At 61.6% G+C, this 13,767-nt stretch carries 13 protein-coding genes and 1 pseudogene; 4 read left to right on the top strand and 10 right to left on the bottom strand.

The features are described from left to right. Positions 1-18 precede the first annotated feature (18 nt). Positions 19-192, bottom strand: a complete 174-nt coding sequence (locus EV286_RS32065; protein ID WP_165932906.1) for a hypothetical protein — start codon at positions 190-192, stop codon at positions 19-21. On the opposite strand from EV286_RS32065, the gene EV286_RS20890 reads away from it, so the two are divergent. The 3 genes and pseudogenes from EV286_RS20890 to EV286_RS32770 all read left to right on the top strand — a co-directional run bounded on the left by EV286_RS20890 (position 182) and on the right by EV286_RS32770 (position 2,721). Continuing rightward, positions 182-1,381: an amidohydrolase family protein gene (locus tag EV286_RS20890; RefSeq protein ID WP_132959093.1), complete on the top strand. Its 1,200-nt coding sequence runs from the start codon at positions 182-184 to the stop codon at positions 1,379-1,381. The genes EV286_RS32065 and EV286_RS20890 overlap by 11 nt on opposite strands. Further along, a pseudogene (locus EV286_RS20885) lies at positions 1,381-2,587 on the top strand (gamma-glutamyltransferase). The gene EV286_RS20890 and the pseudogene EV286_RS20885 overlap by 1 nt, the downstream one beginning before the upstream one ends. Before the next feature lie 2 nt (positions 2,588-2,589). Further along, positions 2,590-2,721, top strand: coding sequence for a hypothetical protein (locus EV286_RS32770; RefSeq protein ID WP_281041098.1), 132 nt, complete (start codon positions 2,590-2,592; stop codon positions 2,719-2,721). 368 nt (positions 2,722-3,089) lie between these two features. Here the strand turns inward: EV286_RS32770 and EV286_RS20880 are convergent, their stop codons facing one another. The 9 genes from EV286_RS20880 to EV286_RS20840 form a co-directional block, all read right to left on the bottom strand. Beyond that, positions 3,090-3,575, bottom strand: coding sequence for a hypothetical protein (locus EV286_RS20880; RefSeq protein WP_132959092.1), 486 nt, complete (start codon positions 3,573-3,575; stop codon positions 3,090-3,092). Between the two features lie 177 nt (positions 3,576-3,752). Next, complete coding sequence (locus EV286_RS20875) at positions 3,753-4,673, bottom strand: LysR family transcriptional regulator (RefSeq protein ID WP_132959091.1); 921 nt, start codon at positions 4,671-4,673, stop codon at positions 3,753-3,755. 96 nt (positions 4,674-4,769) lie between these two features. Then, positions 4,770-5,468 carry a class II aldolase/adducin family protein gene (locus EV286_RS20870; RefSeq protein ID WP_132959090.1) on the bottom strand — a complete coding sequence of 233 codons (699 nt, stop codon included), beginning with the start codon at positions 5,466-5,468 and terminating at the stop codon, positions 4,770-4,772. Between the two features lie 7 nt (positions 5,469-5,475). After that, positions 5,476-6,465, bottom strand: a complete 990-nt coding sequence (locus EV286_RS20865) for an ABC transporter substrate-binding protein (RefSeq protein ID WP_132959089.1) — start codon at positions 6,463-6,465, stop codon at positions 5,476-5,478. 16 nt (positions 6,466-6,481) lie between these two features. Beyond that, complete coding sequence (locus EV286_RS20860) at positions 6,482-7,588, bottom strand: ABC transporter ATP-binding protein (RefSeq protein WP_132959088.1); 1,107 nt, start codon at positions 7,586-7,588, stop codon at positions 6,482-6,484. A gap of 96 nt (positions 7,589-7,684) precedes the next feature. Further along, the gene (locus EV286_RS20855) at positions 7,685-8,740 is read right to left on the bottom strand and encodes an extracellular solute-binding protein (RefSeq protein ID WP_245500781.1); all 1,056 of its coding nucleotides are present in this window, start codon (positions 8,738-8,740) and stop codon (positions 7,685-7,687) included. A gap of 30 nt (positions 8,741-8,770) precedes the next feature. Then, positions 8,771-9,826, bottom strand: a complete 1,056-nt coding sequence (locus EV286_RS20850; RefSeq protein ID WP_245500780.1) for an extracellular solute-binding protein — start codon at positions 9,824-9,826, stop codon at positions 8,771-8,773. Positions 9,827-9,867: 41 nt separating this feature from the next. Next, a complete protein-coding gene (locus EV286_RS20845) occupies positions 9,868-11,613 on the bottom strand; it encodes an iron ABC transporter permease (protein ID WP_132959087.1) in 1,746 nt (581 codons plus the stop codon). 36 nt (positions 11,614-11,649) lie between these two features. After that, positions 11,650-12,903, bottom strand: coding sequence for a flavin-dependent oxidoreductase (locus EV286_RS20840; RefSeq protein WP_132959086.1), 1,254 nt, complete (start codon positions 12,901-12,903; stop codon positions 11,650-11,652). Between the two features lie 624 nt (positions 12,904-13,527). Between EV286_RS20840 and EV286_RS20835 the strand changes: the two genes are divergently transcribed. Beyond that, complete coding sequence (locus tag EV286_RS20835) at positions 13,528-13,713, top strand: hypothetical protein (protein WP_132959085.1); 186 nt, start codon at positions 13,528-13,530, stop codon at positions 13,711-13,713. The last annotated feature ends 54 nt before the right edge of the window (positions 13,714-13,767 follow it).

Below are 13,767 nucleotides of genomic sequence, written 5' to 3'. Positions count from 1 at the left end.
CGGATGCCGCCCCACCCTTCACGGTGGCGCGCGGTCGCAGGGCAGGATTTGTTGCCCTTGATGCAGTCCCGGCATTGTCGGCATGTTGGTTTCCGCGAAGGTATCGGCATGATGGTTGCGTGTCGCCCGGGCCGGCTCGATTGCCGCCGGCCGGGCAACATCGACGTGAAAGGGAACGGCAGTGGTCAGCATCGAAACAGTTTTCACCCGTGCAAAGCTGGCGGACGGCTCGCAGAAAGAAATCGGCGTATCCGGCGGCAGGATCGTGTCGATCGAACCTGCCGGCTCGTCGGCACCCGCGGGCAGGACCGTCGACCTCGCCGGCGCGCTGGTCGTGCCCGGCTTTGTCGAGGGCCATATTCACCTCGACACGAGCTTCTATGGCGACGCCTGGATTCCACACAAGCCCTGCACCAACGGCTTCGACGTGCATGAACGCGTTGCCTTCCAGGCAGAAAACATTGCGCAGGCCGCGCCGATGGACGAACGTGCCCGAAACCAGCTCGATCTCTGCATCGCCAACGGCTCGACGCAGATGCGCAGCCATGTAATGGTCGACGGATCCGTCGGCCTGAGATCGCTGGAGACAATTCTCAAGGTGCGCGATGAATACCGAGATCTCATCGATATCCAGCTCGTCGCCTTCCCGCAAAGCGGCATCCTGAAAAGCCCCGGCACGCCGGAGCTGCTCGATGAGGCGGTCAGGCTCGGCGCCGATCTGGTCGGCGGGCTCGATCCGGGCAGCTTCGACCGCGATGTCAAAGGTCATCTCGACGTCGTCTTCGGCGTGGCGGAAAGACACGGGGTCGATATCGACATCCATCTGCATGATGCCGGCACGCTCGGCCTCTTCACCATCGAGGAAATCTGCGCACGGACGGCCGCGCTCGGCATGGGCGGCCACGTTGCCGTGAGCCATGCCTACGGGCTCGGCGATCTCGCCCAGGATGCGGCCCGCAAGGCGGCCGACCTGATCGCCGCAAGCGGTGTCTCGATCATGACCAACGCGCCCGGCAACCACAATTTCCCGCCAGTGGCTCTGCTTCGCAGGGCCGGAGTTACGGTCTTCAGCGGCAGCGACAACATTCGCGATTCCTGGTGGCCCTATGGCGACGGCGACATGCTGCGCCGGGCCGAGATCATCGGCTATCGCTCCGGTTTCTATACCGACGAGGAGCTACAGGCGGCCTTCGACGTCGTGACGGCAGCAGGCGCCAAGGCGCTCCGCCTCGAGGGGTACAGTATCGAGATCGGCGCGAGGGCCGACTTCGTCACGCTCCAGGCCGCCCACGTACCCGAGGCGGTCGTTGCGACGCCGAAGGGCCGCAAGGTCTTCAAGGCGGGCAAGCTCGTTGCCGAAAATGGTGCCGTGATCCGCTGATGCAAAGCGCAACCCGACAGAGCCCGACTGCGAACGCGACCTCCGGCACCGCAATGGTCACGGCACCGCACTGGCTCGCCAGCGAAGCCGGCGCGAAGGTTTTGCGGCGGGGCGGCAACGCGATCGAGGCTGTGGTCGCATCGGGTGCGGCACTTTCGGTGCTCTACCCGCACTTCTGCGCCCGCTTCGCTACGCGCCATCGCCGAAAATGGAGCGCGCGAATTCTACGAGGGGGCCTTGGCCGCCCGCATCGCGACCGGTCTCCAGGCAGCCGGTTCTCCTCTGAACGTCGGCGATCTCGCCAGGACCGGCACGCGTATTGAGCAGCCGCTCTCGCTTGCCTATCGCGGCATGACCTTGCTCGCACCGCCGCCGCCAACGCAGGGCGCAACGACGCTCGGCATCATGGGCGTCCTCGCCCAGTTCGGGATGGCGGATTTCGACTATCGCGGCGCCGATTTCTACCACCGTCTGGTCGAAGCCGTGAAACAGGGCTTTCTCGACCGCCCGGCTATCGCTGACCCTCATTTTGCCGAGGTCGATACCAGCCGCCTACTCGATCCCGCACGGCTCGCCGCAAAGGCGCAGGCGATCGACCCGGACCGCGCCCTGCCTTGGCCCCGGCCGTCCCGCAAGGGGGATACCGCCTTTCTCGCCGCGACCGATGCCGAGGGACGGAGCGTTTCGATGCTGCAGAGCATCTATTTCGACTGGGGCAGCGGCGTCGTGGCCGGCGGCACCGGCATTCTCTGGCAAAACCGCGGCGCGGCCTTCGGTCTCGATCCGGAAAGCCCGAACTGCCTCAAGCCGGGCAAGCGGCCCTTCTACACACTCAACCCCGGCATGGCGCTGAAGGATGGCCGCCCGCATCTCATCTATGGTACGCAGGGCGCCGACGGCCAGCCGCAGACGCTGGCGCTGCTGATTTCCCTGCTGATCGATCACGGGCTCGATCCGCTTGCGGCCCTGTCTCAGCCGCGTTTCCTGCTCGGCCGGACCTTCTCCGACAGCCGCGACAGCCTGAAGCTCGAGGCCAATGCCGGAGAGGCGCTTGCTGCGCGCCTTTCGGCGATGGGACACGAGGTAAGCACCATCGACGCATTCAGCCAGCTCGCCGGCCAGGCAGGCATCGTCCGGATCGGCGCGGATGGACTCATCGAGGGCGCGCATGATCCCCGCAGCGATGGCGGAGCGATCGGTATTTGACGATGAGCACACCTGTCTTCGACCTCCTGATCCGCAATGCCCGCCTTGAGGCCGTCGAAGACCTTGTAGACATCGCAGTCCAGGGCGAAAGGATCGCCTTGATCGGCCACGGATTGCGCTGCGGGGCAATCTAAACCGTCGATGCGGGCGGTGCCTTTGCCTGCGGAGGCTTCGTCGACAGCCATATCCACCTCGACAAGGCCTGCATCGTCGACCGATGCAGCATCTGCGAGGGAACGCTCGCCGACCCGCCTGCCGACGCTGCCCAATAGCCGCATCGGGGAATTGCTGTCGCATCACTGGATATCGGCCAACTAATCTGAGGCGTTAAGGGTGTGTTCGGCGGGCGCTTACGCTCCGCTGGTTTCGCTATTTCTTCTTCGCTTGATCGCGATGCCACTTGATGGCGAAGAACATGCCCGTGCCTAACACGAGAAGCTTCAACGGAAGGAAGACTATAGGGAACCAATCTACCCAGTCGTTCGTCATTGACCAATTCCTTTCAGAAATTGAATGCATTCAATCTCACATACAATAATACCATCATTAGCGAAATGTGCGTTTTGTCGCAGTGGCGACGCACCGCCTTCGCACTTGTCGAGTCATGTTGGACGAACGGGCCGGATACGGCGATCGTATCCGGTGGCGACAGCGCCATCCTGGCCGCACAATCGACCGTGCTGCTTTGATTTCTTGAAGAGATGGCAGGGCGATGCCGACACCTCGCTCGGTCTGTCTCGCCACATTCATCCTTGCGCATAGAGGCCATCTGAACGGCCGGCGCGCGACTACCCATTGGGAAAACTGCGCGAAGTTCCGGCAGGAGCTTGCGCAGATCGACATCCGCGTGGACGCTATTTTTGAAGAAGATGGTGGGGTCTGGACGTCGGCCGCGGTCACGGCCGATGTAGACATGGCCCTCGGGAAGCGCGGCGTCGCGGCTGATGGGGCGAAGCCACGGGATTGGAATAAGCGCACCGGCCGACATCGTTCTGATCGATTGCGACGGCGGGGCAGAAAGACCTTTCAGACAACAAGACCGCAGATATTTCGGCCACAGCCTTGAATAAGGCATGTGCGTATGGGCAACCGGCCACAAGGACGCGCACGGATAGAGCCGTGCAATCAGTCCTTGGCGTTGGGAAAGTACCGCCTCCTACAATTCTCAACCGAGGCCTTCAAAGGCGGGGCTTTCGGCGAGCCTTGAAACGGACCGTTCGATGGTCGCCTGGGCGTGTCGCGTCGCATCGGTCTGCAACCGGTTCGACGGCTGCAGCAGGAAAAGCGTCCGGCGCAAGGGAGGGTTGACGATGCGCCTTGCAATGAGCGCACCGGCCTTGACCTCGCGGGCGACGGTTCCGAAGGGAAGAACCGCGCATGCCGTCCCGTCGGTAATGAGCCCCTTGATCGCATCCATCGATTCGATCTGGAAAGCGACGTTGAGCGGAAGCCCGAACTGATGCATGGCCTCCTTCAGGAGGTGAATGATCTGGCCCTTCTCGGTCGGGATGACGAAGGTGGCCTTGGCCAGCTCTGCCATATCGATCGGCTTGTCATGCCCGAACGGCGAGTTCGGACTGGTTATGAAAAATACCGACTCCTGCAGCATCGGCTGCTTCCGTATGGCCTTGTGATCCGGCACGTTGAAGGCAAGCGCAAAATCGAGGTCGCCGCGGGCAACGCGCTCGCCCAGCACATGGCTCATGTCCTCCACGACCTGGACCGATACGGAACGCGAAAGATGGCTGAGATCCTGCGCGAGCGCGCCGGCCAGCATCGCCGAGAGGCTCGCGGTCAGCCCAACCGAAAGGTGCTCCTTCTCGTTCGGCACGAAGGTCTTGATTGTCTTCTTCACGTCCGAGACATGCTCCAGCATCTTCCTGGCCTCGCCGAGGAAATAGATGCCGGCGGGAGTGACCTTCGTGCCGCGCCGGCCGCGCTCGAAGAGCTGCACGCCAAGTTCCTCTTCCAGGGCATTGATCTGCGCACCAAGCGCCGGCTGCACGATATTCAAGGCGGCGGCCGCCTGTGTGATGCTGCCGAGTTCGCAGACCGAGACAAATGATTCAAGCTGGCGGATGCGCACGGAATCCTCACTCCCTTTCCGAACGATGAACCAGCATGACTATCACAAAACCCGCCGGCGGTCAGGGCCGGCAGGTTGCATATGATCGATGTCGGATCAGAGTCCGGCGCGGGTGAAGTGATAGTCCCAGACCCGTTCGAGGACGCGCGGATCGAGATTCTTGACTCCCGAAAGCGTGACTTCGCCATGTGTCAGCGGCCGCGGTTCGCCGATTACCATGGATTGCAGAAGCACATCGGCATTGCGGCAAAGCTGGATGCTGCGCATGACGAGCTCGCGCACCGTTCCACCGACGACAACGGCTCCATGATTGCGCAGCAGCACCGCGGAATGCCCACCGAGGGCCTCTGCCAGGGAGGCTCCCTGCTCCGGCGTCGAGACCAGCATGTCGGTATCGCCGAACTCCGCCTGCTCGTCCCAGAACGGCACCGTCGCCCCGACTGTCGCCCCCACATGGGTAACGGGGACCCACGGCCTGCCGGTGACGCAGAAGGGCATGATCGACGGCGAATGGAAGTGGCAGACGGCACGCACGTCCGGGCGCCTCTTGTAGATGGCGCCGTGGATGATCCGCTCCATGTAGCCGCCGCGCATGTCGGAGCCGATGATACCGGAATCCGCATCGTAGTGCTGGATGTCCTCCAGCGCCACCAACTCCGGGCTGCGCGATCGGGAAATGTGATAGCCGGTCTCGCTTCCGCGGATGCTCACATGCCCGAAGGCATCCAGCACCCTTTCATGCGCCAGTATGCGATTTGCGTACACGAGTTCCTGCAATGCGGCTTGATCGCTCATCGCCGCCTCACACGACGACCTTGGTCATGATGCCAGGCGGGAAGATCTCCTCCGGCGTCATGTGCCGCTCGGCAATGCCCTGCTGATAGGTGTAGAGCAGCATCTGCTCGAAGGTCGGCCGGTTCTTGTCGATGCCGAACGGGAAAGGATCGGCGCCGAAGAGGTCGCGCATCCTGCGGGCATAGATCGGCAGCCAGGCGAGCGGATAACGTGACACGGCCGGATCGAAGAGGCGCTCCAGGCTGCGGCGCTTCGATTCCTCGAAGGCATTGTAGAGGTTGCGCGCCACCCACGGATTTTCGTCGAGAATCCGCTTCTTCACGGCGATGATATGCATGATCGGCCAGACGCCGGTCGTCTTGTAGTAGTCCTCTTCACGCTCGAGGAAGTCCGGAATGAGGCGCTCGACGCGCGGGTCCTCCTCGATGAAGCAGGTCGGGGGACGGGCGATGATGGCACAATCGATCTCGCCCGATGCCAGCATCTCCGAGAGCGACTTGTCGGCGATACGGCGGATCTCGACGCCTTCGGGAAGCTTCAGTTCCACCTTCTCGATGCGGCCCGGCGCGTTGGCGCCCGCCTGCACCCACTGCACGTCCTGCAGCTTGACGCCGGCCTCATTATGCATCCAGCCGCGCATGTAGACGGCAGCGGAATGCGCCCATTCCGGCACGCCGACGCGCTTGCCCTTGAGGTCCGACACGGTTTTGATGCCGGCCGCCTTGTTGACGTAGAAGGATGAAAACCGGAAGAGCCGCGAGCAGATGATCGGCAGGCCGATGATGTCGCTGTCCGGGCGGCTCACCTGCGCCATGAATTTCGCAAAGGAAAGCTCGGCCACGTCCCATTCGCGGTTGAATGTGAAGCGGGCGAAGATCTCGTGGTGACTGAGCATGGACCAGACGTGGTCTATGCCCTCGGCATTGACCGTGCCGAGACGGAAATCTCGAAAATGATCGTAGTCGGTGGTGGCGATCGAAAGCTTCAAGCGATGCATGGCAATATCCGGGAACTCAGCGGTTGATGACGTTGACCTTGGCAGGATCGATATTCACGAGGATGGGGTTGCCGATCGGCGTGCGCAGGCTCGGATGCGCGCGCGCCAGCAACCGCGTTTCGCCAACGGAAACCATGTAGTCGACGCATTCTCCGAGGAAGACCTTGGTGTCGACACGGCCCTCCAGGAGGTTGCCGGTCGCGCCGTCCTGCTTGCCGGGCTCGATCAGCTGGACGTTTTCCGGACGGATCGCGACGGTAACCTTGTCCTTGACGTCGAGTGCCTCTTCCGAGGCCACCTCAATCAGGCCGGCGGGACTTTCGATCACCCAGCGCCCCGGCTGGTTGCCGCGCCCCATGACCTTGCCGTCCAGGAAATTCGAGGAGCCGATGAAGTCCGCCACGAATCGCGCCTGAGGTGCTTCGTAGATTTCGCGCGGCGAGCCGAGCTGGACGATCTGGCCGTCGTTCATGACGGCGATCTGGTGCGAAAGCGCAAGCGCTTCCTGCTGGTCATGCGTAACGTAGAGAGTCGTCAGGTTGAGCTCGCGTTGCAGTCGCTTGAGCTCGAAGCGCATCTGTTCACGCAGCTTGGCATCGAGGTTGGAGAGCGGCTCGTCGAGAAGCAGCAGGCGCGGCTCCATGACAAGCGCGCGGGCAAGCGCCAGGCGCTGCTGCTGGCCGCCCGAAAGGCGCGTCGCCTCGCGCCCCGCATAGTTCTCCAGCGCCACCGCCTTCAGGACGCGCTCGACCTTTTCCTCGATCTGCTTCTTGGAGAAACCGGACTTGCTGACGCGCAGCGGAAAGGCGGCGTTCTCGAAGACGCTCATGTGCGGCCAGATAGCGTAGCTTTGGAAGACCATGCCGAAATTGCGGCGATTGGGCGCCACGAAAACACCCTTGCCGGCAGAATAGACGACCACGTCCTCGACCGAGATGTTGCCTTTCACCGGCCGTTCAAGTCCGGCGATCGAGCGCAGCGTCGTCGTCTTGCCGCAGCCGCTCGGCCCGAGCAGGGTGAAGAGCCGGCCCTGCGGCACCTCGAAGGCGACATCCTTCGCGGCGCGGACGGTCTTGCCCTTGCCGTCTGAATACTCTGTCGTCAGTCCCTGAACACTCAGCATCTCGAAATCTCCTCACGTCCGCCGGCGCTCCCGTCCGGTCGGCTGCATCGCCGAGACACCGCGGAGGCCGCGGTGTCTCCGTTCAATCCATTGTCCTTACTTGACCGCCGTCTCGAAGGTTTCGCGCCATTCGGCAAGCTTGTCGAGCATGGCAGAACCGTCCACGACCTTGATGTCGAGGTCCTTCGGCAGCGGGGCGATCTTGGTGTTGGTCGGCGTGAAACCGCGCTCTGCCAGAATCTTCTGACCGTCCGTCAGCGTGAAATCCTGGAACAGGATCGCCGCATTGGGATGCTGGGCGGTCTTGGCGACGCCGAGGCCGTTGATACGCGCGACCGAGGGGCCGAGCTGCAGCCAGTTGATAGGCGCACCGTCCTTGTGCATCTGGTCGACCTTGTAGAGGTAGGTCGTCAGCGCCAGCGGCACTTCGCCGGATGCCGTGAGGTTGGTCAGGAGGGTATGGCCCTTGCGCAGCGAAATGCCGTTCGTCTCGGCAAGCTTGGTGAAGAAGTCGATGCCTTCCTTTTCGCTCGGGAAGCTCGCATCGACCGTCGCGAGCCAGTCGTAGGCTTCCGCTTCAAGGCCGACCTTGCCCTTCCACTTCGGGTCGAGAAGGTCGTTCCAGGTCTTCGGCACATCGTTTTCGGCGATGAGGTCCGTATTATAGGCGACCGTGATGATGTTCAGGCGGCTGCCGACCCATTCCTTGTGTGCAGGAACAGCGCCCGGAAAGATGTCCGGCGTCACCGGCGATTCAATCGGCTGCAGCACCTTCTCGCGGTGCAGCGCTTCGAGTTCGGGCCCATTGGTCTCGATCACGTCGGCCTCGTAGCGACCGGCATTGATTTCCGTGACGGCACGGCGCAGCACATCTTCGGAACTGCCGCGCCAGACGGTGACGGGGATGCCGTATTTCGCGGTGAAGGCATCGGTCATGGCAGTGACGTCCTCGACCGGCGTTGCGGTGTAGAGCGTCAGCGAACCTTCGTTCTTTGCAGCGGCTGCGAGCTTTTCCAACCGGTCTGCGCCATTGTAGTTGGCGATCTCGTCGATCGACTGGGCCAGGGCCGGGCCCGCCAGCACCGCGCCGACGGCACCGAGCAGCGCTACAGAGCGCGTCAGCCGTTTCACCATGTTCAGGGTATTGCGCATGTCGTCCTCCTCCAAAGGAATTCGTGGGCGTTATTGTTGAAAAGTCTTCTCGAAGGTTTCCCGCAGCGCCGGCAGGTCATCCAGCATTGCGGTCGGCTCGATGACCTTCACCTCCATATTTGCCGGGAAAGGCACTTCCTTCGTGTTTGCCGGGGTGAAATGACGGCTCGCCAGGATCTTCTGTGCATCGGTCAGGGTGAACTGCTGATAGAGGATCGCCGCGTTCGGATGCTCGGTCGTCTTGGCGATGCCGAGGCCATTGATGCGGGCGATCGCCGGGCCGATGGAGAGCGGCTTGATCGGCGCGCCTTCCTCTTCCAGTTGATGGACGCGATAAAGGTAGACCTGCAGCGTGATCGGCAGTTCGCCGGACGCGGTCATGTTGGCGAGCTGCGGATGACCCTTGACCAACAGCGGATGATTTGTCTCTTCGAGCTTGCTGTAGAACGCCAGCCCATCCTCCTTGGATGGGAAGCTTTGGACAACTGTCGCCAACCAGTCATAGGCCTCGGATTCAACGCCGATCTTGCCGCTCCATTTGGGATCGAGAAGGTCGTTCCAGCTTTTCGGCACGTCGGCATCGGAGACGAGATCGGTGTTGTAGGAGGCGGTGATGATGTTGAGACGGCTGCCTGCCCATTCCCTATGAGCGGGCACAGCGCCGGGGAAGATTTCGGAGAAGACCGGAGAATCGACCGCCTGCAGGATATTTTCGCGGTGCAGTGCCTCCAGTTCCGGGCCATTCGTCTCGATGACGTCGACATCGTGGCGGCCGGCCTTGATTTCGGTCACTGCACGGCGCAGCACGTCCTCGGAGCTGCCGCGCCACAGCGTTACGGGAATGCCGTATTTCGCGGTAAAGGCCTCGATCACCTGGTTTACGTCATCAACAGGCGTCACGGTATAGAGGGTGAGCTTGCCCTCCTTCTTGGCCGCCTCGACCAGCTTCTCCATGCGATCCGGACCGTTGTAGGCAGCGACTTCCGCGACCGACTGCGCAAGCGCCGGTCCCGTTGCAAAGGCAGCCACAAGGCCAAGGATCAAGGCCTTGCTAATAGCCCCCATGCGGATATGCGATTTCATCATTCATTCCTCCCGTTTCGAAAAGCCGGACCTCCCAATCCGGCTCAGGCTTCCTTGACGCCGAACCTCTTGCCGACGAGCTGGGCGAGCATCACGACCACGAAGAGCGCGATGATCATCATCACCCCGAAGGCGGAGAGCTCCACATACTGGCCGTTCTGCCAGAGCTCCCAGATGACGATCGACACGACCTCCGAACCCGGGCTGTAAAGCAGCACCGAACTCGACAATTCGCGGATCGAGACGACGACTATGTAGATCCAGCCGGCGAGCAGGCCCGGCTTCAGCAGCGGCAGCACGATGCGCACGAAGCTCTGGCTCCAGGAGGCGCCGCTCATCGCGGCCGACTCTTCGAGGTCCTTGTGGATCTGCAGCATCGAGGTCGTGTTGTAACGGATGCCGTAGGGCATGAAGCGGGTGACATAGGCGATGAAGATGATCCACGTCGTGCCGTAGATGCCGATGTCGAGATAGAGGTAGAAAATCATCACCGACAAGCCGAGGACGAGGCCTGGAAAGACCATCGGCAGCGAGGCGATGTTGTCGAGAATCCAGCGGCCCGGCAGCTTGGTACGGATGACGATCCAGGAAACGACCGCAGTGAGCAGCATGACCGTCGTTGCCGCGCCGAGCGACAGCAGCGCGCTGTTCCAGACGGCCTGGCCGACCATCGGATAGGCCAGTACCTTGCCGTAGGCGTCGAAGGACAACCGATGCAGCGCGGACCAGGAGGGTACACTGTAATATTTGTTCAGCGACGACCAGAACAGAACAAGGAACGGCAGGACGATCACCAGGACCATGTAGGCGACGATCAGGACCGCCGCCGGAATGCGCCAAGGGCCGAGGTCGAACGGACGCGGCCGGAACCCCTTGCCCGTGACCGTCGAGTACTTGCTGCCCTGGTTGGACAGCTTCGACTGGAAATAGATGCCGAAGGAGGCGATCGCCAGCAGCGACACCGCGTAGGCGGAGGCCAGCCCCACATTGCTTGGATACTCGCGGATCGCCTCGTAGATCGACGAGGTGAAGACCTCGATGCCGACAGGCATGCCGAGCAGCGCAGGCACCTCGAAGGATTCGATCGAGCGAATGAAGAGGATGAAGAAGGAGGCGATCAGAGCCGGCCAGACGAGCTTCAGCGTGATGCGGAACATGATCTGGCCGATGGACGCACCCGACATCAGCGCGGATTCCTCCAGCGACGGATCCATCGAGCGGAAGGCCGCAGACATCAGCAGGAAGGCGATCGGCGAATAGTGCAGGCCCTCGACCCAGATCATCCCACCCATCGAATAGATATCGAAGACGGGACCGGAGATGCCGAACGCGTTCTTGAGGATGAGGTTGAACAGCCCGATCTGAGGGCTCGCCATCATGATCCACGATACGGTGAAGAGGATCGACGGGATGACCAGCGGCACGATGGACGCCGCGTAGAACATCATCTTGAAAGGCGTATTGGTGCGTTCGTTAAGCCAGGCGAACAAGGTGCCGATGACGAGCGCGAGACAGGATGTACCGGTTGCGAACACCACCGAATTTCGGAAAAGCGGCAAGATGCTGCTGTCGGTCAACGCACGGACATAGTTGCCGAAGGTAAAGACGGCCGGAACGTCGCCTGCGGCAGGCGTCATGAAGCTCTGCCACAGAAGGAAAATAAGCGGTACCAACGCCAGCCAGCCGACGATCAGAACGACGGCACCGATGATGAACCATTCCGGTCGGATACGACCGAACAGGCCCGATCTCTCGGTGGCCTTTGCGTAGGTGGTTTCCTGTAACGACATCCCGACCTCCCGAACGAAATGTTGGCGACAGCCGGGTCAGGACCCGGCCGGCGTCATTGCAAGGCTTTCCTTGTGGTAGCCAGCGATCTTCTGGTAGCTGGTGGATAGCCGCTCGAGGTCCTCGTGGCTAATCACCTTGTTGATATCGTCGAACGGCTTGTCGCCCGTCCGCTCGTAGACCTCGCGCAGGATCGCATCCGGCGGGTTCTTGCGGTTGGTGAGAACGACCTGGGCCGTTGCCGGGCGGCGAACCGCCTCGTAGGCGTGCATGGCACTGACCGGATCGCCTTCCTTCACGAGCGCCGTGGTGAGCGCCCGGCAGTCGAGGATAGCCTGGGCGGAGCCGTTGGCGCCGCGCGGATACATGGGGTGGGCGGCGTCTCCGAGCAGCGTCACGCGGCCGAACGTCCACTGGTCGAGCGGGTCCTGGTCGACCATCGGGTATTCGAGGATTGCGTCGGCCGCCTTGAAGAGCGCCGGGCAATCCAGCCAGTCGAACTTCCAGTCCTTGACCACGTCGAAGAAGTCTTCGAGCCGGCCCGGCTTGTTCCAGTCGCGCTGCGCCTTGTACTTCTCGGTCTCGATATCGACGACCCAGTTGATGAGCTGGTTGCCTTCGCCGTCGATGTTGTCGCGGATCGGGTAGATCAGGACTTTCGCGGTATTCAGCCAACCGATGCGCACCATGCTCGCACCCGTAAGGAATGGCTTCCACTTCGTCACGCCGCGCCACATGTTGATGCCGGAGTAACGCGGCGGGCCTTCGTTCGGATAGAGCTGCTTGCGGATCTTCGAGTGGATGCCTTCGGCGCTCACGACCATTTCGGCCTTCACCGACGGGCGTTCCGAGCCATCGCGCGGATCGACGAAATGCAATGTCACTTGCCTGTCGTCCTGCTCGAAACCGGTGCACTGCCAGCCTGTCATCAGGCGGTCGGCGCCGCAACGCGCCTTGAAGGCTTCGACCAGAACCATGTGCAGGTCGCCGCGGTGAATGGAAAACTGCGGCCAGTCGTAACCGGCGTAGCGCCCCGTCGGCTCGGAGAAGATATGCTGGCCGTAACGGTTGTAGAAACCGGACTCCTTAGTGGTGATCGCGACCTTGGCCAGCGCATCCTCGAGGCCGAGCTGGCACATCTCGCGGGCAGCATGCGGCAGGAGGTTGATCCCGACGCCAAGCGCCTTCAATTCCGGGGCGGCTTCGTAAATGCGCGAAGCGATGCCCTTTTCATGAAGCATGAGCGCGAGCGTCAAGCCGCCGATGCCTCCACCTACAATCGTCACTTCCATTGTCTGCTCCCATCTCCATGCGAGAATAGTCACCGCCCCCCGCAGGGTGGTGCGGGAAACATGCAAAGATCAGTTTTCGGGATTTCGTGGCAAAGCTCCGCCGCCGGGCGGAAACACCGCGCCGCGGGCTATCGTCAAACTCCAGCAGTCCTCCCTTTCATCGAATTCGGAGCGAAGCACCTTGGCGCAATCAGCCACCCGACTTTCGATGTACGACGAACGTATGGTCATTCCGGACGGATGACAAATAGATAGATTCTCTGAGGTCATCTGAAAAACAGATGACTGAGCGCAAATAGGAACTTTAAAGCTATGACATGCCCGGCTGGCGAGCACCCATTTCCGCAATGAGTGACGAGCCGAGCGACGCTCTGCGCCTTCGTCATATTTTGATCGAGATGGACCGGTAGTAGTTGCTTCCCGGGGAACCTGAGCCAGGGCTCCATCGCGCCGCACTCGTATAGTTGAAGGCGTGGGCAAGCATAATTCTTGGTGAGAAGCCAAACCTAGCAGTATGGCCAAGAATCTATCCGAATGGATAGGGTCGCTATACACTGGCTCAGTTTATTTCCCGGTGCGACAGGGGTACCCTTAGATAAGGTTGGAAACCGGGAGGTATTTCCCATGGAAATGCAGAGATATAGTCTCCACAAGAACCTCAACATCTACTGGACGGTCTTCGACGAAGTCACCCAGGAGAAGGCGGTCATAGGCGGGCTTGTCATGGACATGCTTACCGCCGAAGAGGCCGAGGACTTGTTCGGCTTGCTCAACCGCACGGATGACCAGGAGATGGTTTTGGCGTCCTGAAACTGGCCGCCAGGTTTCGTGCATCCCAGCAAATGAGAGAGACCCCTTACGCTT

Source organism: Rhizobium sp. BK251 (assembly GCF_004345245.1).
Lineage (GTDB): Bacteria > Pseudomonadota > Alphaproteobacteria > Rhizobiales > Rhizobiaceae > Rhizobium.
This window is presented reverse-complemented; position numbering and strand designations above follow the sequence as displayed.

What these genes read in the sequence shown, in the direction of transcription:
- EV286_RS20845 (WP_132959087.1), bottom strand. Translation starts at nt 11,613, where the DNA reads ATGTCGTTACAGGAAACCACCTACGCAAAGGCCACCGAGAGATCGGGC.
- EV286_RS20840 (WP_132959086.1), bottom strand. Translation starts at nt 12,903, where the DNA reads ATGGAAGTGACGATTGTAGGTGGAGGCATCGGCGGCTTGACGCTCGCG.
- EV286_RS32770 (WP_281041098.1), top strand. Translation starts at nt 2,590, where the DNA reads ATGAGCACACCTGTCTTCGACCTCCTGATCCGCAATGCCCGCCTTGAG.
- EV286_RS20860 (WP_132959088.1), bottom strand. Translation starts at nt 7,588, where the DNA reads ATGCTGAGTGTTCAGGGACTGACGACAGAGTATTCAGACGGCAAGGGC.
- EV286_RS20870 (WP_132959090.1), bottom strand. Translation starts at nt 5,468, where the DNA reads ATGAGCGATCAAGCCGCATTGCAGGAACTCGTGTACGCAAATCGCATA.
- EV286_RS20835 (WP_132959085.1), top strand. Translation starts at nt 13,528, where the DNA reads ATGGAAATGCAGAGATATAGTCTCCACAAGAACCTCAACATCTACTGG.
- EV286_RS32065 (WP_165932906.1), bottom strand. Translation starts at nt 192, where the DNA reads ATGCTGACCACTGCCGTTCCCTTTCACGTCGATGTTGCCCGGCCGGCG.
- EV286_RS20855 (WP_245500781.1), bottom strand. Translation starts at nt 8,740, where the DNA reads ATGCGCAATACCCTGAACATGGTGAAACGGCTGACGCGCTCTGTAGCG.
- EV286_RS20880 (WP_132959092.1), bottom strand. Translation starts at nt 3,575, where the DNA reads ATGTCGGCCGGTGCGCTTATTCCAATCCCGTGGCTTCGCCCCATCAGC.
- EV286_RS20850 (WP_245500780.1), bottom strand. Translation starts at nt 9,826, where the DNA reads ATGATGAAATCGCATATCCGCATGGGGGCTATTAGCAAGGCCTTGATC.
- EV286_RS20865 (WP_132959089.1), bottom strand. Translation starts at nt 6,465, where the DNA reads ATGCATCGCTTGAAGCTTTCGATCGCCACCACCGACTACGATCATTTT.